The sequence below is a fragment of the Pseudomonas sp. AKS31 genome, assembly GCF_023634765.1.
GTDB lineage: Bacteria > Pseudomonadota > Gammaproteobacteria > Pseudomonadales > Pseudomonadaceae > Aquipseudomonas.
In genome coordinates, this window is the sequence record NZ_JAMLFX010000002.1 from 123,158 (window position 1) to 143,513 (window position 20,356).

The 20,356-nt window shown below is 57.2% G+C and carries 18 protein-coding genes and 1 pseudogene; 13 read left to right on the forward strand and 6 right to left on the reverse strand.

Features of this window, described 5'->3' with window-relative positions; translation table 11 throughout:
- Nucleotides 1-173 precede the first annotated feature (173 nt).
- From M9827_RS06685 to M9827_RS06715, 7 genes are all read left to right on the forward strand, one after another.
- Nucleotides 174-1,550 carry a glutamine synthetase family protein gene (locus tag M9827_RS06685; RefSeq protein ID WP_250604445.1) on the forward strand — a complete coding sequence of 459 codons (1,377 nt, stop codon included), beginning with the start codon at nt 174-176 and terminating at the stop codon, nt 1,548-1,550.
- Nucleotides 1,551-1,818: 268 nt separating this feature from the next.
- Nucleotides 1,819-3,309: an aldehyde dehydrogenase gene (locus M9827_RS06690; RefSeq protein WP_250604447.1), complete on the forward strand. Its 1,491-nt coding sequence runs from the start codon at nt 1,819-1,821 to the stop codon at nt 3,307-3,309.
- 49 nt (nt 3,310-3,358) lie between these two features.
- Nucleotides 3,359-4,642, forward strand: coding sequence for an NAD(P)/FAD-dependent oxidoreductase (locus tag M9827_RS06695; RefSeq protein WP_250604449.1), 1,284 nt, complete (start codon nt 3,359-3,361; stop codon nt 4,640-4,642).
- A 501-nt stretch (nt 4,643-5,143) separates the two neighbouring features.
- Nucleotides 5,144-5,692: a cupin domain-containing protein gene (locus M9827_RS06700; RefSeq protein WP_007950154.1), complete on the forward strand. Its 549-nt coding sequence runs from the start codon at nt 5,144-5,146 to the stop codon at nt 5,690-5,692.
- A gap of 274 nt (nt 5,693-5,966) precedes the next feature.
- On the forward strand, nt 5,967-6,605 hold the full coding sequence (locus tag M9827_RS06705; RefSeq protein WP_250604451.1) for a hypothetical protein: 639 nt from the start codon (nt 5,967-5,969) through the stop codon (nt 6,603-6,605).
- 49 nt (nt 6,606-6,654) lie between these two features.
- Complete coding sequence (locus M9827_RS06710; protein ID WP_250604453.1) at nt 6,655-7,584, forward strand: 5'-nucleotidase; 930 nt, start codon at nt 6,655-6,657, stop codon at nt 7,582-7,584.
- Between the two features lie 158 nt (nt 7,585-7,742).
- Nucleotides 7,743-8,432, forward strand: coding sequence for a hypothetical protein (locus M9827_RS06715; protein WP_250604455.1), 690 nt, complete (start codon nt 7,743-7,745; stop codon nt 8,430-8,432).
- A 199-nt stretch (nt 8,433-8,631) separates the two neighbouring features.
- Here M9827_RS06715 and M9827_RS27945 read toward each other — a convergent pair.
- Nucleotides 8,632-8,890 (reverse strand): annotated as a pseudogene (locus M9827_RS27945) (fructose-bisphosphate aldolase).
- Nucleotides 8,891-9,027: 137 nt separating this feature from the next.
- Between M9827_RS27945 and M9827_RS06725 the strand changes: the two are divergent.
- Complete coding sequence (locus tag M9827_RS06725; RefSeq protein ID WP_250604457.1) at nt 9,028-9,312, forward strand: hypothetical protein; 285 nt, start codon at nt 9,028-9,030, stop codon at nt 9,310-9,312.
- A gap of 77 nt (nt 9,313-9,389) precedes the next feature.
- On the opposite strand, the gene M9827_RS06730 is transcribed toward M9827_RS06725, so the two are convergent.
- The gene (locus M9827_RS06730) at nt 9,390-9,821 is read right to left on the reverse strand and encodes a hypothetical protein (protein WP_250604459.1); all 432 of its coding nucleotides are present in this window, start codon (nt 9,819-9,821) and stop codon (nt 9,390-9,392) included.
- A gap of 166 nt (nt 9,822-9,987) precedes the next feature.
- On the opposite strand from M9827_RS06730, the gene M9827_RS06735 reads away from it, so the two are divergent.
- The 3 genes from M9827_RS06735 (at nt 9,988) to M9827_RS06745 (ending at nt 11,981) form a co-directional block, all read left to right on the forward strand.
- Complete coding sequence (locus M9827_RS06735; protein ID WP_250604461.1) at nt 9,988-10,377, forward strand: hypothetical protein; 390 nt, start codon at nt 9,988-9,990, stop codon at nt 10,375-10,377.
- Nucleotides 10,378-10,392: 15 nt separating this feature from the next.
- Complete coding sequence (locus tag M9827_RS06740) at nt 10,393-10,815, forward strand: HD domain-containing protein (RefSeq protein WP_250604463.1); 423 nt, start codon at nt 10,393-10,395, stop codon at nt 10,813-10,815.
- 143 nt (nt 10,816-10,958) lie between these two features.
- A complete protein-coding gene (locus M9827_RS06745) occupies nt 10,959-11,981 on the forward strand; it encodes an AbrB family transcriptional regulator (protein ID WP_250604465.1) in 1,023 nt (340 codons plus the stop codon).
- 461 nt (nt 11,982-12,442) lie between these two features.
- On the opposite strand, the gene M9827_RS06750 is transcribed toward M9827_RS06745, so the two are convergent.
- A complete protein-coding gene (locus M9827_RS06750) occupies nt 12,443-13,219 on the reverse strand; it encodes an NAD(P)H-dependent oxidoreductase (RefSeq protein WP_250604467.1) in 777 nt (258 codons plus the stop codon).
- Between the two features lie 85 nt (nt 13,220-13,304).
- Here M9827_RS06750 and M9827_RS06755 point away from each other — a divergent pair, with 85 nt between their 5' ends.
- Both M9827_RS06755 and M9827_RS06760 read left to right on the forward strand, forming a co-directional pair.
- Nucleotides 13,305-14,198, forward strand: coding sequence for a LysR family transcriptional regulator (locus M9827_RS06755; RefSeq protein ID WP_250604469.1), 894 nt, complete (start codon nt 13,305-13,307; stop codon nt 14,196-14,198).
- 255 nt (nt 14,199-14,453) lie between these two features.
- On the forward strand, nt 14,454-15,239 hold the full coding sequence (locus M9827_RS06760; protein WP_250604471.1) for a DeoR/GlpR family DNA-binding transcription regulator: 786 nt from the start codon (nt 14,454-14,456) through the stop codon (nt 15,237-15,239).
- Between the two features lie 140 nt (nt 15,240-15,379).
- Here the strand turns inward: M9827_RS06760 and M9827_RS06765 are convergent, their stop codons facing one another.
- The 3 genes from M9827_RS06765 to chrA all read right to left on the reverse strand — a co-directional run bounded on the left by M9827_RS06765 (nt 15,380) and on the right by chrA (nt 19,867).
- Complete coding sequence (locus tag M9827_RS06765) at nt 15,380-16,663, reverse strand: NAD(P)/FAD-dependent oxidoreductase (RefSeq protein WP_250604473.1); 1,284 nt, start codon at nt 16,661-16,663, stop codon at nt 15,380-15,382.
- Between the two features lie 87 nt (nt 16,664-16,750).
- A complete protein-coding gene (locus tag M9827_RS06770; protein WP_250604476.1) occupies nt 16,751-18,115 on the reverse strand; it encodes a glutamine synthetase family protein in 1,365 nt (454 codons plus the stop codon).
- 408 nt (nt 18,116-18,523) lie between these two features.
- Nucleotides 18,524-19,867, reverse strand: a complete 1,344-nt coding sequence (gene chrA / locus M9827_RS06775; RefSeq protein ID WP_250604478.1) for a chromate efflux transporter — start codon at nt 19,865-19,867, stop codon at nt 18,524-18,526.
- Nucleotides 19,868-20,356 lie beyond the last annotated feature (489 nt).

Genomic DNA, 20,356 nt, shown 5'->3' on the forward strand with positions numbered 1-20,356 from the left:
CTTCATGGTTTGCGTGCGTCTGGCGCCTGTGTTGGTACGTGAGTGTTAAAAAAAGCCCGAAAAATAAAGCCTGAGCGGTCATCTGTTCGCTATTGACTTCACTTTGCCGTTCGGGTTGACTGGCTCGGCGAAACAGCAGTGAACATAATAATTAACAGCTAAATAGGTGCATCATGTCGGTCCCTCTGCGTACCGTTCAACTCAACGAAGCAAACGCATTCCTTAAGAAATATCCTGAGGTTTTGTACGTCGACCTTCTGATTGCGGATATGAACGGTGTGGTGCGCGGCAAGCGCATCGAACGCACCAGTCTTCATAAGGTTTACGAGAAAGGCATCAACCTGCCGGCCTCGCTTTTCGCGCTCGACATCAATGGCTCCACGGTGGAAAGCACCGGCCTGGGTCTGGACATCGGCGACGCTGACCGCATCTGCTACCCGATCCCCGGCACCCTGAGCATCGAGCCGTGGCAGAAGCGCCCCACCGCACAACTTCTAATGACCATGCACGAGATCGAAGGTGAGCCGTTCTTCGCCGACCCGCGTGAAGTGCTGGCCAACGTCGTACGCAAATTTGATGAGATGGGTCTGACGATCTGCGCGGCGTTTGAACTCGAGTTCTATCTGATCGACCAGGACAACGTGAACGGTCGTCCGCAGTCGCCACGTTCGCCGGTGTCCGGCAAGCGTCCGGTATCGACTCAGGTGTACCTGATCGACGACCTCGACGAATACGTCGATTGCCTGCAAGACATCCTCGAAGGCGCGAAAGAGCAGGGCATTCCGGCTGACGCGATCGTCAAGGAAAGCGCCCCGGCGCAGTTCGAAGTCAACCTGCATCACGTGTCCGACCCGATCAAGGCGTGCGACTACGCCGTCCTGCTCAAGCGTCTGGTGAAGAACATCGCCTACGACCACGAGATGGACACCACCTTCATGGCCAAGCCGTATCCGGGCCAGGCCGGCAACGGTCTGCACGTGCACATTTCGATCCTGGACAAAGAAGGCAACAACATCTTCGCCAGCGAGGATCCCGAGCAGAACGCCGCACTGCGACATGCGATCGGCGGTGTGCTGGAGACCCTGCCCGCGCAAATGGCGTTCCTCTGCCCGAACGTCAACTCGTACCGCCGCTTCGGCGCACAGTTCTACGTACCGAACTCGCCGAGCTGGGGCATCGACAACCGCACTGTTGCGGTGCGCGTACCGACCGGCTCGCCGGACGCCGTGCGCATCGAGCACCGCGTCGCCGGTGCCGATGCCAACCCGTACTTGCTGATGGCTTCCGTTTTGGCCGGTATTCACCACGGTCTGACCAATCAGATCGAACCGGGTGCCCCGGTGGAAGGCAACAGCTACGAGCAGAACGAACAGAGCCTGCCGAACAACCTGCGCGATGCACTGCGCGAACTGGACGACAGCGAAGTCATGGCCCGCTACATCGACCCGATGTACATCGACGTGTTTGTCGCGTGCAAGGAAAGCGAGCTGGCCGAGTTCGAGAACTCGATCTCTGACCTTGAGTACAACTGGTATCTGCATACGGTTTGATTGGCTGAGGCCCTCAAAAGCTGAAGAGCCCCTCACCCTAACCCTCTCCCGGAGGGAGAGGGGACTGACCGGGTTGTATCGATATATCCGGCGACCTGAACGATCCAGTCGATTATGGATTCGGCAAAGATTTTTCAGGTCGGCGGAGATTCTGAGCATCCCCGAATCGGTCCCCTCTACCCCCGGGAGAGGGCTAGGGTGAGGGCAGCCATCTCAAGCCAGACCCAGCACCCCGACACCCCCAATCCCCCCTTGTCGAGCCACAACAATGACAACGACCCGCAACGACTGGGAACAACGCTTCCAGTCCCTGACCATCGAAGCCCGCGCGTTCATCAACGGTGAATACCGCCCGGCCATCAGTGGCGACACCTTCGAATGCCTGAGCCCCGTCGACGGCCGTTTCCTCGCCTCCGTGGCCAGCACCGATGAAGCCGACGCCAACCTCGCCGTTGAAGTCGCGCGCCAGTCTTTCGAATCCGGCATCTGGGCGAAAAAAGCCCCGGCCGAGCGCAAGCGCATCCTGATTCGCTTCGCCGATCTGATCCTCCAGAACCAGGAAGAACTGGCGCTGCTGGAAACCCTCGACATGGGTAAACCGATCAGCGATTCGATGAGCATCGACATCCCGGCGACCGCCAACGCGATCCGCTGGAGCGCCGAAGCCATCGACAAGATCTACGACGAAGTCGCCGCCACCCCGCACGATCAACTCGGCCTCGTGACGCGCGAGCCATCCGGTGTGGTTGCCGCGATCGTGCCGTGGAACTTCCCGCTGATCATGGCCAGCTGGAAATTCGGCCCGGCGCTGGCAGCGGGCAACTCGTTCATCCTCAAGCCTTCGGAAAAGTCGCCACTGACTGCAATCCGTATTGCGCAACTCGCGCTGGATGCCGGCATTCCGAAAGGCGTGTTCAACGTCCTGCCAGGCTTCGGCCACACCGTCGGCAAGGCGCTGGCGTTGCACATGGACGTCGATGTGCTGGCCTTCACCGGCTCCACGGCGATCGCCAAGCAACTGATGATTTATGCCGGGCAAAGCAACATGAAACGCGTCTGGCTCGAAGCCGGTGGCAAGAGCCCGAACGTGGTGTTTGCCGACGCACCGGACTTGCGCGCGGCAGCACAAGCAGCAGCCGGCGCGATTGCTTTCAACCAGGGCGAAGTCTGCACCGCGGGTTCGCGTCTGCTGGTCGAGCGTTCGATTCGCGAGCAATTCATTCCGCTGTTGGTGGAAGCGCTGCAAGCGTGGAAACCGGGTCATGCACTCGATCCGGCAACCACCGTCGGCGCCGTGGTCGATCAGCGTCAACTCGATAACGTGCTGCGCTACATCAGCATCGGTCGCGAGCAGGGTGCCGAGCTGATTGCCGGCGGCCAACGCACCCTCGAAGAAACCGGCGGCCTCTATGTGCAACCGGCGATCTTCGACGGTGTGACCAACGCAATGACCATCGCCAGGGAAGAAATCTTCGGCCCGGTGCTGTCGCTGATCACCTTCGACACCGCTGAAGAAGCGCTGCAGATCGCCAACGACAGCATCTTCGGCCTCGCCGCCGGCGTGTGGACCAGCAACCTCAGCAAGGCGCACACCTTCGCCCGTGGCCTGCGTGCCGGCAGCGTCTGGGTCAACCAGTACGACGGCGGCGACATGACCGCACCGTTCGGTGGCTTCAAACAGTCGGGCAACGGCCGCGATAAATCGCTGCACGCGTTCGACAAGTACACCGAGCTGAAAGCGACCTGGATCAAGCTCTGACTCTATTACAGCGGTGGTCGCCTTTTATTGGCGGCCCTCGGAGAAACGTATGAAACAGCAACACGTAAACAGCTACTACGCCGCCACCCGCAACGAAGTCATCGACTTCCCGACCCTCGAAGAGTCGGTCGAGTGCGACGTTTGCATCATCGGCGCCGGCTACACCGGCCTGTCCTCGGCACTGTTCCTCACCGAAGCCGGCTACAAAGTGGCGGTGCTCGAAGCAGCGAAAGTCGGCTACGGCGCCAGCGGTCGCAACGGCGGTCAACTGGTCAACTCCTATAGCCGCGACGTCGACGTGATCGAAGAGCGCTACGGCGACAAGACCGCAGAAATCCTCGGCAGCATGATCTTCGAAGGCGCCGACATCATCCGTTCGCGCATCAAGGAATACGACATCCAATGCGACTACCGCCCGGGCGGCATCTTCGCAGCGATGAACAAGAAACAACTCAACGGTCTGGCTGAGCAGAAGCGCAGTTGGGAACGTTACGGCAACCGCAATCTGAAGATGCTCGACGCGGCCGACATTCGTCGCGAAGTCGGCTCCGATGCTTACGTTGGCGGCCTGCTCGACATGCAGGGCGGCCACGTGCATCCGCTGAATCTGGCGCTGGGAGAAGCAGCGGCGATCACGCGTCTGGGCGGCAAGATTTACGAGCAATCGGCAGCCGTGGAAATCAAATACGGCGAGCCTAACGTCGTGCGCACCGCCAAAGGCCAGGTGCGCGCCAAGTACCTGCTGATCGCCGGCAACGCTTATCTGCCGCAAGGCCTCGACAACCGCGTGACCGCGAAAAGCATGCCGTGCGGCTCGCAGATCGTCGTCACCGAACCGTTGACTGAAAAGCAGGCGCGCAGCCTGATCACAAACAACTACTGCGTCGAAGACTGCAATTACCTGCTGGATTACTACCGCCTCACCGCCGACAACCGTCTGCTTTATGGCGGCGGCGTGGTCTACGGCGCGCGTGAACCGGACGACATCGAACAACTGATCCGCCCGAAGATTCTCAAGACCTTCCCGCAGCTCAAAGACGTGAAAATCGACTACCGCTGGACCGGCAATTTCCTGCTGACCATGTCACGCATGCCGCAATTCGGCCGCATCGAAAAGAACGCCTACTACATGCAAGGCTACAGCGGCCACGGCGTCACCTGCTCGCACCTGGCCGGCAAACTGATTTCGGAAATGATCCGTGGCGACGCCGAACGCTTCGACGCCTTCGCATCGCTGCCGCACATGCCAATGCTCGGCGGCCGCACGTTCTCGGCCCCACTGACCGCCCTCGGCGCCGTCTACTACTCGCTGCGCGACCGCTTCGGCATCTAGGTTACCTCCCCGGCGGCGGCCCCAAGACCCCGCCGGTTTTTCTTATCGCAACACTCCCTGATATCCAAATGTGGGAGCTGGCTTGCCAGCGATGAGGCCAGCAAACACAACATCAATCCGACTGAAACACTAAAGATCAAATTGTAGGAGTGAGTCTGCTCGCGATGAGGTTAGAAAAGACACCATCACTCCCGCTGACACACCACAAAACCTGTGGGAGCTGGCTTGCCAGCGATGGCGGTCTTTCAGCAAAAGGGATGTTGAATATGCCACCCAATCGCTGGCAAGCCAGCTCCCACAGGTTTTGTATTCAGCCCAGAATTACCACCGGCAGGTTCATTTCACCCACCGTCCATCGAACCTGCTGAGCAACACCGGCAAACGTGATTTAATAGCCGCCTTTCACGGTTCCGGGACACGGGAGCAACGTGATCCGCGCCCCTCGCGCGGCACCCGCCACCCACCCCCATTACCCTTAAGTACTACTCACATAAGGCTGTCATGGATACGGGTTCTCGACTCAAACTAGTACGCGAAAGCTACAAACTCTCCCAGCGCGAGCTGGCCCGGCGTAGCGGCGTGACCAATGCCACCATTTCCCTGATCGAACAGAATCGCGTCAGCCCCTCCGTCAGCTCCCTGAAAAAGCTGCTCGAAGGCATACCGATGTCCCTGGCCGACTTCTTCACCTTCGACCAACCCCCGCGCGAACACCAATACGTCTTCCGCGCCAACGAACAACCCGACCTCGGCCGCCACGGCCTGCGCCTGCTGCTGATCGGCGCCTCGGTGCCGAGTCGTCAGATGCGTCTGCTGCGTGAGCAATACGCACCGGGCGCGAGTTCGGGGGAAGAGCCGATTGTGCATGCGGAAGGCGAGGAGTGTGGGCTGGTGACGCGTGGCACGGTGGAGTTGACCGTGGATGGGTCGGTGAGTGTGTTGAATGCGGGGGATGGGTATTATTTTCCGACTACGCTGCCGCATAAGTTTCGGAATATCGGGGCGGATGAGGCTGAGATTATTAGTGCGAATACGCCGGCGAATTTTTGAGAGAAAAAGTTTTTTAGATATAAAAAAAACCGCAGAGATGCGGTTTTTTTTTACCCGTCGTTAGGGTTGGTAGTAAAACCCCTTGAGAGTGTTGCGCGTGATGCTGTTGTGCCATTACTCTATGCGTGTTGGAGATTGGCGAGTAGCTTATGAGGCGCTTCGGAAGGTTATGGGCGATATGTAGCATGGACGTCTTAATGGTGGATATATGTTTAGTTGCTCACTAGCTTGATGAGCTTTGTGTTTGTTTGAGTTATAAATGGCAGGGATTGGGATGGGCTATAAAGCTTTGCGGAAAGACCTTACGGAAACGACGCGAAAATGTGATTTTTGCGAGAATTATCTTACATCTTTAAAGGCATTTGTGCTTGAAGATGAAAGTACAGGCTCCATTGCGTATGCAGGTCCGACCTGTGCTAAAAAGAAATTGGGAAAAGGCTTTACTCTTTCAGGTGTTCCAGACCTTACAAGGTTTACACTCTCAGATAATATACGTGATACAAACTCAGGGGGCGGTAAAGGGGGAAGGCAGAGTTTAGATCCCGTTCGACTAGCGATTGAATATCTGACTCTTCGAGAGGAGAAACTAAAAGATGTCATGAAGACATCATATTCTGTATTGAGAGGGTATTATAATGTCTCGAAATCCAGGTCGCTCACTGAGTCCGAGGTTCTGCATATAAATAATATTGAGGCGAAGTCGCCGGATAGCTTAAAGCTTGCCAGCCTCCAGCGTTGCTATAATTATCTCTTTTGGATTGATGTCGGAATCAATAAGCTGCCTAGTGACAAGATTGATTTTTTAAGAAGCGTGAGGGAAGGCTTGATAAACAGTGGGCGAATTACTGAAGTACAAAGAAAGGCTGTGAATAGGTGGTTATCGAATATCGATGGAGTGCCGCAGCTTAAATGATTGTTTGTTTGAAATGTTGATGGGTTGTGTATTTTTTGTGAGGTATTGAATGCCATATCCAATAGAAAGGAAATTGGTGGTTGGGGTGGCGTCGAGTGCGCTATTTGATTTGTCCGAGTCTCATAGTGTTTATTTGGATAGTGGTGATGAGGAATATAGGCTTCATCAGGAAAAGAATCTTGATGTTCCCCTGTTAAAGGGAGTGGCCTTTCCTTTTATACGTCGATTTCTCAGTATCAACAAAGCTTTTCCTAAGCAGCTCCCTGTTGAAGTGGTTTTATTATCAAGAAACTCTCCTGAAACAGGTATGAGGGTGTTCAGGTCGATAAAGCACTATGGTTTGGATATCAGTCGAGCTGCCTTCATGACCGGACGTTCACCTCATGAATATGTTCCTGCTTTCAACGCTTCGTTATTTTTGAGTGCAAACGAAGGCGATGTTCAAAAAGCTATTGATGCTAACTATCCAGCGGGCGTGGTGTTGCCGTCCAAAGTCTATGATGACGAGCTGGACAAGGAATTACGAGTTGCGTTCGACTTTGACGGTGTTATCGCTGATGACGAAGCCGAATCGGTTTTTAAGAGAAATCACGATTTGGGTGAGTTTCAAGCTCATGAGTATGAACATCAATCGATCCCTCACCAACCCGGACCATTAGCGGATTTATTTAGAAAACTTTCATTTATGCAAAAATTGGAAGAAAAGCGAATGAAAGAGGATTCTGAATATGAAAAAATTCTTAGAATATCAATTGTGACGGCGCGAAATGCTCCTAGTCATGAGCGAGTTGTAACTACCCTAAAGGAATGGGGTGTTTCTGCTGATGAGTCATTTTTTTTAGGGGGTATGGATAAGTCTAGGGTGTTGTCGATATTAAGGCCACATATGTTTTTTGATGATCAGCGAAGTCATTTGGAGTCACCCGCAGGCAATATCCCTATGGTTCATGTTCCCTTTGGTGTTGCGAATAAAATATAAAAATTAATCTGAGGTTATTGGTCGACCTATTTCGGTAATTTGTTTGGTCATAGCGTGCTCGTAGCTCAAGCGGAAAATGTATCTGGTGAGAATTTTTTGTGCGGGGCGTGTGATGGAAGTTAAAGGAGGCTTTGGTTGTGGTGAAGGAGCGTTTGTTGATGTTTTTCAGTAAAGCAAAAAAATCGTACAAACTTAGGTTTTTTTTGATTTTCTTGGTGTTGATTGTCATCTTTTCGCCTATTCTGGCATATGCGTATACGTTTGGTTTTGGGATTTGGGCGTCGCATGACGAATGGTCGAAAATGGGCAGTGCCTTAGGTGGTATATATAGTCCGATTATCGCAGTTGCGACATTATGTTTTTTGTATCGTCAGCAGCGTTTTACTGAAATATCTCATGCCGAAAATAGAGAAGCTGATTTTAGACGGCATACGTTTGCAAAATGCGAGAATTATATAACATTGGCTTCACATCGAGTCGATAAACTTGATGAGAGTCAGATTCGTGGCTTGACCTGTCTATTAGAGATGTACGCTGACGCTGTGGACGAAAAAGAGAAAGAGGAGATTTTTGCAGCGTTGAATAAGTTTTACCAACCTCAAATTCTGAGTATTGGCAGAGTTAGTTCAACTCTTCATAAAATCAGGAATTTAGACATGGATGTCGATGGGATGGTCAGTGATTTGCGAATGTATGCTTCGAGCGTAATAAGCTTAGAGCTTTTGTTGGCGCACGACGTTTTTTATAGGGCTTACATGAATGATGGGTCTTATTTTTCATTCGAACCTTCCGAGGATGAAAAGATGCGCGTTGATGAGGCGTTCGATAAAATGAAGAAGAAAAAGTAACAGCTTAGCCGGAGGTTTGCTTTGTGGTTACTTGATAGGCTTGATTGGCCATTTGAGTAAAAGACTTGGCTTGTAATGAATAACGGTTATTTATAAGTTTGGGTGGTTAGCGTGTCATGAAGTTGTTCGTTTTTTTACAAAAAACTGCAGTTGTGCAGTTTTTTCTCAGTGAGGATTAATTACCGTTTGATAAGTGAAATCACCGCTGTTCAATCACCCGAAATACATCACTCACACCCTGCATCATGATTCTGGGGATGTTGGTGAGGGTGTTGATGTTGCGTTCAGTATGGTCAAGCAGGCAAGTGCAGGCATGAACCGAGGTATTTGAGGACGGCATTGATGCGCTCGGCGACGCAGTCGTCGTAATCCGGGGCGTGCGGTATGTCTGATGGAAACGGACTATCCGGTTTTGGCGCAGCTTCGCAGCCCAGCGGGAGCAAGCTCTCTCGCCACATGGGGTGTTTTCCTACGAAGTTTTCAGATATCGAAATTGGGCGAATCTACCGGGCGGTAGCCATTCGTCCGACACGCCGCACGTTCGCCGCACAGCTTCTTCCAATGTTGTAACTCACCGAGCAAAGGAAGAGCCACCATGCTGAACCATAAAATCGCGGTGTTAACCCTCGCGGCGTTGCTGTCCGGCAGTTCGCTGTACGCGATCGCGGCTGGCGAAACGCCGACTCCGACAGCCAACGACGGCAACAGCCAGACTCGTGAACCAGCGTCTCCAGCCACCAATGCCGATCCGGATGCCGATTCGCTGCCCAAGGGTGGAGATGGCGGGAAGACGGATAACGGACCGGTGCCTTCTGCCACCAAACCCAGTGGTGCTGGGCAATCAACCGGTAGCAGCAGTGGCGGGAGCGGCGGTGGTTGATGGATGTTGCGCACTAAAAGCCCGGTCTTTTTGAGCCGGGCTTTTCTTTGTCTGTCGCAAGCATGGATATCAGTCGTTTACTTGGTTTTCCAATGCCCGCCACCATTCTCACAATCAATCCGCGCCTGCGCCAAATGCTCCACGTCGTAGTAATACGTGGTCACTTGGGCGTTGTCGGGGATGTTCAATGCCTTGGCATTCTTGTCCTTGCTGGTGGAATGCGGGTTGGCCAGGGATTCCTGGGTGATCGTGGCGATACACGTAGCCTGATAGTGATCGGCGCAGTGCTCGACCTTTGTTTTGGTACTGTTGAGCATGTCTTTGCTTTCATTGCTGCACGACCAGTCGATGGAGTTGACCGGCATGCCTTCGTATTCATAACAACTGTGGGTTTCCACCGCCGGCACCGAGGCGCTGGAGGATTGGGTCTGCACGTCGCAGCCTTCGGCCATGACGCAGGTGGGGATGACGGCGAAGCTGGCGAGCAGAAGCAGGAAGCGGATGTTCATCGGGGTTTCCTCTTCAGGGGCGCCGTGTCTGATCGATGATGTTGGCGCTTTAAAGTTTCGAGACGGCGTGGAGGAGGGAGGTTCCATCGGGTTTTTGATTTGCTCCCGTGGCGTACACTGCGAAACAATCGGAAACATTCAGCGCCCAAGGATTGGAACATTGCCCATGATCGAAATCGGCAGCCGCAATAATGCGTCCCCCTCGCAGCATCCATTCCACGACATCTACCTGTTTCACATAGACCCTTCAAAGCCAGACACGCCTTTCTGTTTCGAGCAGTCGATGGCTGGCGGGCATATGGAACATGGCGGTGCCCGGTGGTTGGCGCTGGATGAGCTGGATGGCTGGCCGGGTGAGTGGCGTGAGCATCTGCAGAAGGCTGATTGCGCGTGGGTTGCCGAGTTGATCGATGCCAATCCAACAGCCGATCAGGCTACTTTGGTGTCGCTGATTCTTCAGCAGCATTGCGGGCCAGCGAAGCCCATCGGACGCCTGAGGGCAATCGGCAACTGGCTCAAACGCAACATCCACGTCGGCGGCCGCTACGGCGTTTAACCCACGGAGACTCCCATGACCCAGACCCTCGAACGCGCTATCGCCATCGCCGCCACGGCCCACGCCGGGCAGGTCGACAAGGGCGGTGCGCCGTACATTCTGCATCCGCTTAAAGTCATGTTGCGCATGAGCACGCTGGAAGAACGCATCGTCGCCGTGCTGCACGATGTGGTTGAGGATTGCGGTGTCAGCCTCGATGATTTGCGTAAGGAAGGCTTCAGCGAGGAAATTTTGAGCGCTATCGAATCGGTGACCAAAGTGCCGGGCGAACCCTATGAAGACTTCGTCGACCGCGCCGCGCAGAACCCGATCGGTCGAGTGGTGAAATTGGCGGATCTGGAAGAGAACAGCGACCTGTCGCGGATTGCCTCGCCGAGTTGGGAAGATCTCGAACGAATCGAAAAGTATCGGCGGGCGATTGCACGGCTGCGCGGCTGAGAACGAATACATCCCCTGTAGGAGCTGCCGAAGGCTGCGATCTTTTGATCTTGATCTTCAAAAACAAAGTCAAAAGATCGCAGCCTTCGGCAGCTCCTACATGGGGGTTGTGGTGTGTCAGGTAGATAGCCAGGAAGGCGACTATGAAATCTATTCTCTGTTTGTTGATTGCGGCCGGTTTCGGCGCGCTGTTGCAGTTCGAAGGCGTTCCCCACGGCCTGCTGTTGGGGTCGATTGTCGTCACCGCATTGTTCGCCAGTAAAACCGGTATCGCGCCGGCAACGCCTTATGGACTGGGCTACATCCAGGTCACGCTGGGCATCGCCACCGGGCTGATGTTCGAAGCGTGGGACAGCGAGACGGCTTCGACGATGTTGCCTAGCCTCGGCGTATTGCTGATTTGCCTGACAGTGCAGATCGCGTTGGCCGGATGGTGGCTGACGCGCGGTGCAGGCTGGAATCGTACTGATGCGCTGTTGGCGGTTTATCCCGGCGCATTGGCAGCGGTGTTCGATTTACTCGAGTCGGAGAAAGCGTCAAGCAAGGTCATCATCGTGCATCTGATGCGCTTGCTGCTGATCACGGTACTGGTGAGTTTCCTGATTCCCGGCCAGGCGGCTGCGGTGGCGGTTGCCGATGGTGATCCTTTAACGACAGGCATGGCGCTGACTGCGTTTTCGGTCATCGCGCTGAGCGTGCTGCTCGGGCGCTTGCTGCTGGTGATCGGCGTACCGGCGCCGTTCATGCTCACCGCGATCATCATCACTGCCGTGTTCGTCAAATCGGGATGGCTGCACGGTTTTCACATGCCGGACTGGAGTTTGAATCTCGCGGCACTGATTCTCGGTGTGCGGATCGGCTCAAGGTTTCAGGGGCTTGGCTTTGCGGAGCTTGGGCGTCACGGTCGTACGGCATTGGTCTCGGTCGGTTTGATGATCGTGGTGGCGGCGGTGTTTGCTGAAGTCGCGGCACGTTGGTTGGGCAGTGATCCGCTGTCGTTGTGGCTGGCGTATATGCCGGGGGCGATTGAGACGATTGCGATTGTCGCGTTTGGTGGCGGGCTGAATGTGGTGTTTATCTTGACTCATCATTTGAGCCGGATGGTGTTGCTGCACTTTGCGCCGGCGTTGTTGGTGCAGGTGCGGCGGGCACGCGAAGAAGCCTGACCGGAGCTACTGATGCCTGCATGTTGCGGCGTGTCAGTTAGATCCATCCCCCTCACCCCAGCCCTCTCCCCCAAGGGGGGCGAGGGGGAAGGGAGCCGATCTCGGTGTCTTTCAAAAGCTGAGTTCAACTCGAGATATCAGGTCGGCGTAGCTCGAAAAAACGACTCGGTCAGTCCCCTCTCTCCCAAGTGGGCGAGGGGGAAAGGGAGCCGATTGTGGGCTGTTCAAAACTTGAGTTCGGCTCGATATCCCAGGTCGGCGTAACTCGAAAAAACAACTCGGTCAGTCCCCTCTCTCCAGGAGGACGAGGGGGAAGGGAGCCGATCTCGGTGCCTTTCAAAAGCTGAGTTCAGCTCGAGATATCAGGTCGGCGTAGCTCGAAAAAACAACTCGGTCAGTCCTCTCTCCCTCTGGGAGAGGGTTAGGGTGAGGGGCTTTTGCTCTGCGAGGTCGATGCGGCACTAGCGGATGTGTGCGTCGAAGCCTTCGCTATCCGGCGCGATATCGCTCTTCAAGGTCAAAGCAGGAATCTCATACTCCCCACCATTCTGCTGCCGAAACCCAATCGGCCGTGCACTCCACAGCTCATCCAGCCGCCGCCCCAGCTCATCACAAGTCTCGGCATACCGCGCCGCATCCATCCGACTGGTCCGATACACCACAAACGGCGGCACCACTTCGAAACCTGGGTAATACAGAATCCCGTGCTGTATCGGAAACAGCAAATCATCCATCGGCCCATTGATCCCGCGCGGCGCATAGTGCGATTCCCAGCCGCCAGTGGTAACCATCAACATCGCCCGTTTGCCTTTCATTTTCCCTTCGCCATAACGCTCGCCCCAACGGCTGTCGGAGTGTTCGCCGACGCCATAGGCAAACCCGTAGGCGTATACGCGATCGACCCAGCCTTTGAGAATGGCGGGCATGGTGAACCACCACAGCGGAAACTGCAGGATCAGCGCGTCAGCCCACAGCAGTTTCTCCTGCTCACGGGCGATGTCGGCGGCCTGAATGCCTTCGGCGTACGCGACTTTCGAGTCGAGGGAGGCGTGGAACGGTTTCGTCGCATCGCGCTGCGGGGCGTCGTCGGTGTCTAGGGTGGCTTTCCAGTTCATCGCGTAGAGGTCGGAGACCTGCACGGAGTGGCCGGCGGCTTGCAGGCGCTGGACGCTGAAGTCGCGCAGCGAGCCGTTGAGGGACGTTGGTTCAGGATGGGCGTAGACCAGTAATACGTTCATGTTGAAGCTCCGTTGGCTGAGTGACTGCAGGATCGGCGTTCAACAGGTATATTGGAAATGAATGTCTGATATGTCTGGTATAGCCATGAATAATTTGAGACGGCTGGATATCAATCTGCTGCTGACCCTCGATGTGTTGCTGGCGGAGCACAACGTCACCCGAGCGGCGCAGCGTCTGAATCTGTCGCAGCCTTCGGTGAGTGTGCATCTGGCCAAGTTGCGCGACATCTTTGGCGATCCGCTGCTGTTGCCCGGACCGCGTGGCATGCGCCCGACGGCACGCGCCGATGAACTGCGAGAGCCGTTGCGCGAAGCACTTGAGGCGTTGGAAAGGGCGGTGGCGCCGGCCAGTGCGTTCGACCCGGCGCAGGCGACGCACACCTGGAAAATCGCCGCGACCGATTACGGCGAGTCGACGGTGGTGCTGCCGGCCCTGAGCCGCTTGCGTGAACAGGCACCGGGCACGCGTCTGGCGGTGATCGATCTGACCCCTGCGCATCTTGTCAAACAGGCCGAGCAGGGTGTGTTCGATCTGGCGCTGCACATCAGCGAAGACGCGCCGCCGGAGTTGCACCTCCGACCGCTGTTCACCGAGCGTTATGTGCTGGCGGGTCGAGTCGGCCATCCCGGATTAAAGTCTGCGCCCACGCGCAAACAATTCTGCACGCTTGAGCACGTGATGGTGTCGCGCGAGGGTGGGGGCTTTTTCGGGGTGACCGACCGTGCGCTTGCCGATGTCGGGCTGATGAGAAAAGTGGTGTTATCGGTGCCGCACTTTCTGATGGCGATGTCGGTGTTGGCCAGCACCGATCTGGTGGCGATGCTGCCGTCACGCCTGGTGCGCGGCAACCCGGCCTTGCAAGTGGTCGACGCGCCGCTGGAAGTACCAGGCTACGAGATGGCGATGTTCTGGGGTGAACGTTCGCACCGCGATCCGGCGCACAAATGGTTGCGCGAGCAATTGCTGGCGTCGGTCTGAGGCGCTGTCAGGCGTGGCCCAGGGCAATCGCAAACGACACGACGATCATGCACGCAAACGCAAAATTGAGATTCATGAGGTGTTCATCCTGAGCCTTTTGGAAGTGCGGCCATTCTGAACAGGTTGAAAGCAAAGAAAAAATTCGCCTTGTCGATTCCAATGATCGAAACGATTGATACCCCGTTGGTTTGTGTTTGCTCAGAGCTTTGGCTAAGCTCGCTAAACCTGCAACTACAAGCACAAACAGGCATAACCATGCACGACCATTCCGCAGCTGAACTGCCATCCCTGCGTCGACAGAAAATCCTTTTGCTTCTCGAACGTGACGGCAAAGTTATGGCGTCCGAGTTGAGTCAGCACTTCGCAGTCTCCGAAGACACCATCCGCCGCGACCTCGCCGAACTGGACACTGCCGGGCTGGTGCAGCGTGTCCACGGCGGCGCGTTGCCGCGTCCGAAAGATTCCGGCAAGGACTACTTCACCCGGCTGGACGAGACGGATGAGGTCAAGGTTCGTTTGGCGCAACGGGCGGCGCAGGAAGTTGAAGACGGGCAGATTGTGCTGTTCGATTCCGGCTCGACCACGTTGCAGGTGGCGCGCTCGTTGCGTGCAGATATCAGCATCACGGCAGTGACCGCTTCGCCGATGACGGCGATTGCCCTGTCTGAATTCAAGGGTGTGAAAGTGATTCTCGCTGGCGGCCAGCTGAACCCGCGAACGATGACGGCGGGTGGGCATGAGGCGCTGCGTTTGCTCGCGGGGATCAAGGCGGATCTGGCGATTACTGGCGTGTGTGCGATTCATCCGGAGGTGGGGATCACCTCGCTGCATTTCGATGAAGTGCCGGTGAAGCAGGCGATGCTCGATGGCGCCACGCGGGTGATTGCGGTGACCACGGCGGATAAGTTGGGGGCGGTGGAGCCGTTTGTGGTGGCGCCGTGTTCGCGCCTGCATACGCTGATTACCGAGCGGCATGTGGCGTCGGGGAGTGTCGAGGATTATCGGCGGTTGGGGATTGTGGTGGAGCAGTTGGCGGATTGAGGTTTTGTGGTGGAGCTGATGGCCTCATCGCTGGCAAGCCAGCTCCCACAGGTTTTTGCGGTGTACATGAAATTTGGGTACGCCACGGACACTGTGGGAGCTGGCTTGCCAGCGATGGGGTCAGCAGGATCAACACAGGCTTAGCGAAGTCGCTCAAGCATCTGGTAATACCACATCCCCGCCGCCAGCAACGGGTTGCCGAGCAAATCCCCCATCGGCACGCGAATGTGCTGGCACTGGGCAAACGTGTCGAACTGCTCCATTTGCCCGGTGATCGCGCGGCTCATGATTTCGCCCATGATGTGGGTGGTCGCGATGCCGTGCCCCGAGTAACCCTGGCAATACCAGACGTTGTCCGAGAGCTTGCCCAGTTGCGGGATGCGGTTGATGACGATGCCCATCGCGCAGCTCCACTGGTAATCGATCTGCACGCCTTTGAGCGCCGGGAATGTCTGCTCGATGCACGGGCGCAGTTCGGCGGCGATGTCCCGTGAATCCTTGCCGCTGTAGTTGGCGCCGCCACCGAACAACAAGCGGCCGTCTGCGGTGAGGCGGTAGTAGTCGAGGACGAAACGGCAGTCGTACACCGCAAGGTCTTCGGGGTTGATCTGTTTTGCCAGATCGCCCAGTGGCGCGGTGGTGACGATGCCGCCCATGGCCGGGAAAATCTTGCCCTTGAGCTGACCCGGTTCGAGCTTGTGGTAGACGTCGCCGGCGAGCATTACTTGATTAGCGTCGATCTGTCCGTGAGCCGTGCGCACACCCGGCGTAGCGCCGTGAATGATCTCCAGCACTTCGCTGTTTTCGAAGATCAGCGCACCGAGACTTTCCGCCGCTCGCGCTTCACCGATGCACAGGTTGAGCGGGTGCAAATGCATGTTGCGCGTATTCTTGATTGCGCCGTGGTAGAGGTCGCTTTGCAGCAGATCACGCACCTGACTGCGGTCGAGCAGGCTGACTTCATCGCCTAATCCGCGCCGTACGGCCTCTTCATAATCCTTACGCAAGTCGGTCATATGACTGGGCTTGTACGCGGCGTGCAAATGGCCGTGTTTGAGGTCGCACTGAATGGCGTATTTCTCGACGCGTTGCTGGATGATTTCATGCCCGCGCCAGCGCAGGTGCCAGATGAAATCATCGACGTCATCGCCGAGTTTCGCGCGCATCTGTTTGCGCATCGCACCGTCGCCGGAAAGGCTGCCGGTGACCTGACCGCCGTTGCGCCCGGTGGCGCCCCAGCCGATCTTGTGGCTTTCGACGATGGCGACTTTCAGGCCTTTTTCGGCGAGTTCGACAGCGGTGGCGACGCCGGTGAAACCGCCGCCGATAATCACCACGTCGACCTTGTGCCGGCCTTGCAGGGTCGGGTAGTTGGTGTCTTGGTTAAGGGTGGCGGTGTAGTAGGAATTGCAGCGTTCGGTCATGTCAGTGTCCACACAAAATTCGGGAGTCGGAGTGCAATCCCCTGTGGGAGCGAGCAAGCTCGCTCCCACAGGTTCGGTGTCGGATCGTTAAGCCTCGGTGAGATACCACCGCCAATCCTGCTCACCCACCTCGGCCATGAACTGCCGGTACTCGGCACGTTTCACCGCCAGATACACCCCGAGAAATTCCTGCCCCAAGGCATCCCGCGCCCACACCGAATTTTCCAGCGCCTGCAGCGAGGTCAGCCAATCCGTCGGCAACAATTCCTTCGCCTGCGCGTAGCCATTGCCTTCAACCGGCGCGCCCGGGTCGAGGTCTTCACGAATGCCGCGATGAATCCCGGCAAGGATCGCCGCCGCGGCCAGATACGGGTTGGCATCGGCGCCGCAGATGCGGTGTTCGATGTGCCGGGTGTTGGCCGGGCCACCGGGCACGCGCAGGCTCACGGTGCGGTTGTCGACGCCCCATGTCGGCGCCAGCGGCGCGTAGCTGTTGGCCTGAAAGCGTCGGTACGAGTTGGCGTTCGGGCAGAACAGCAACAACGAGTCGAGCAGCGAGGCAAGCATGCCGCCAATCGCCGTGCGCAGCAGCGGAGTGCCGGCCGGGTCTTCCGAGGCGAACAGATTGTGTCCCGCGCCATCGGCCAGACTCACATGCATGTGCATGCCGGTGCCGGCCAGATCATCGAACGGCTTGGCCATGAACGTTGCCTGCATGCCGTGCTGATGGGCGATGGCTTTGACCAGACGTTTGTAGCGCACGGCCTGATCCATCGCCTCCAGCGCATCACCGTGTTCAAGGGTGATTTCCACCTGGCCCGGGGCGTATTCGGAAATCGCCGTGCGCGCCGGAATGCCGTGCAGTTTGCAGGCGCTGTAGAGGTCGGCGAGGAACGGTTCGATCTGCTCCAGCTCACGCAAACCATAAACCTGGGTGTGTCGCGGTCGGCCACCATCAGCGTCCAGTGCCGGTTGCGGGCGGCCGTTGTGATCGCGTTTGGCGTCGAGCAGATAGAACTCCAGTTCGCAGGCCATCACCGGGTGATAACCCTCAGCCTTGAGGCCGTCGATCACCTTGATCAGCAAGTGTCGCGGGTCGGCGATGCTCGCGGGCATGCCTTCGGTCGGGTGCATGCTGACCTGCACGGCGGCAGTTGGAATCTTGCGCCACGGCAGGCGCACCAGACTGCCTTCCAGCGGATAGGCGCGGCAGTCGATATCGCCGACGTCCCAGACCAGGCCGGAGTTCTCGACGTCTTCACCCTGCACGGTCAGACCGAGAATGGTGCTCGGTAGCGGGCGACCGCTTTGGTACACGGCGAGCAGTTCTTCGCGGTGCAACAGCTTGCCGCGTGGCACGCCGTTGGCGTCGAGGATGAACAACTCGATCATGTCGATATCGGGGTTCTGTTCAAGGAACAGGCGTGCGTCTTCGATGGCTGCGAATTTCATAACGATCACTCACGATGGCGCCGCACAGGCGCGCAGATTCGGGCCGGACACGACGCGGCAAAAAGGCGTGGGTGTCCTGGCAGGGATATCAAGAAGTAGGGGACTGTCGCGGTTCTTTAACGGACGCGATCAGACAGGCAGAGAGATATCCGGCGGGCGTGCGGAGTGACGCAGCTTGGAACGGCGCAGGGCCATGGGGAGATTGACGATACGATTCATACGCAGCCCCTGTGAGAGAGGGCGCGCAGGGCAGAGACGTTCAACGATTCTGGTTGTTGTGGTGACGTACTCATAACGCGTGTTTCCGTTGGCGGAAAACGTCGGTGGCGGGCTGACCCGCCGACCGGTGTGCCCGGATAGTAAGGGGGAATTCCCGGGCGTGTAAACGGGAGATTCGCAGGCCAGGGGTCAGCGCATCAGGTGAAAGCCCAGCCCGGCGAGGGCGCAAACGATCAACACACTGATCACGCCGCGTTTGAAAACGAACAGCGCCAGCGCTGCCACCACCGCCAGCATCAGCGAGAACAGGTCCAGCGCCCCGGCAAAACCGTTTGGCCAGAACACGTGATAGGAGAAAAAACACGCCAGATTCAGAATCACCCCGACCACGGCCGCGGTGATCGCCGTCAGCGGTGCGGTGAACTTCAGTTCGTTGTGCGTCGATTCCACCAACGGCCCGCCGGCGAGAATGAACAGAAACGAGGGCAGGAAGGTGAACCAGGTCACCAGCGTTGCCGCCAGTGCGCCGGCGGCAAAGGCGTGTTCAGGGCCGAACGCCGGTTGCACGTAGGCACCGACGAAACCGACAAACGCCACCACCATGATCAGTGGGCCGGGGGTGGTTTCGCCGAGTGCGAGGCCATCGATCATCTGCGTCGGCGTCAACCAGCCGTAATGCCCGACGGCACCCTGATAGACGTAAGGCAGCACCGCGTAGGCGCCGCCGAACGTGAGCAGGGCGGCTTTGGTGAAGAACCAGGCCATTTGCGTGAACGTGCCGTCCCAGCCGAACAACGCCGTCAACAACGCCATCGGTAAACACCAGAGCACCGCACCGATCAACGCCAGGCGCAGCAGCTTCGCCCTATTGAAACGGGCGTGTTCGGGCGCCGGCGTATCGTCATCGATCAACGCCGGGCCGAAGGATTTCTCGCTGTTGCGCGCACCGCCGTTGCTGAACCGCTGCGGTGCGAATCGTCCGCCCAGATAACCGATCAACGCGGCCCCGAGGACGATCAAGGGGAAGGGCACATTGAAAGCGAAAATCGCCACGAACGAGGCCCCGGCAATCGCCCACAGCCAGGCATTTTTCAGCGCGCGCGAGCCGATGCGATGCGCCGCGTGCAGCACAATCGCGGTGATTGCCGGTTTGATCCCGTAAAACACCCCGGCCACCGCCGGCACGTCACCGAACGCGACGTACAGCCACGACAAGCCAATCAGAATGAACAACGACGGCAGCACAAACAGCGCACCGGCAATCACACCGCCCCAGGTACGATGCAGCAACCAGCCGATGTACGTCGCCAATTGCTGAGCCTCGGGGCCGGGCAGCAACATGCAGTAGTTGAGGGCGTGCAGAAAACGCTTTTCAGAGATCCAGCGCCGGCGCTCGACCAGTTCCTGATGCATGATCGCGATCTGCCCGGCCGGCCCGCCGAAGCCGATGCAGCCGAGTTTCAGCCAGAAGCGCCAGGCCTGGCGCAGGGTGACGGGATCGGGACGGGGCGGGTTGTTCGGGACTGTGCTCAAGCGAGACTCCGGGTTGAATCCTGGCGGAGCGGCTATCTAACCAGACTTTCAACCCTCACCCCAGCCCTCTCCCAGAGGGAGAAGGAGCCGACCGAGGTGTTTGGCGTTATCCATCGACCTGAAAAATCGAGTCGATTATGGATTTGATGGTCACACGAAGGGGCCGACCGAGGTGTTTGGCGTTATCCATCGACCTGAAAGATCGAGTCGATTATGGATTTGATGGTCACCCGAAGGGGCCGGTCGAGGTGTCTGCCGTTCTCCATGACCGGAAAGATCCCATCGATTATGGATTCACCACAACTCCTTCACGTCGGCGTACTTCTGCAATATCCCCCAATCAGTCCCCTCTCCCTCGGGGAGAGGGCTAGGGTGAGGGGCTTTTGCTTTTCAGGCGTGCGCCAGACTCCTGCGCAACGCCGCACCTCGATCACTCGCGCGCGCCTCGACCCGATGCACAATCTGCACTCCTAACAGCGGCCCCCCCCC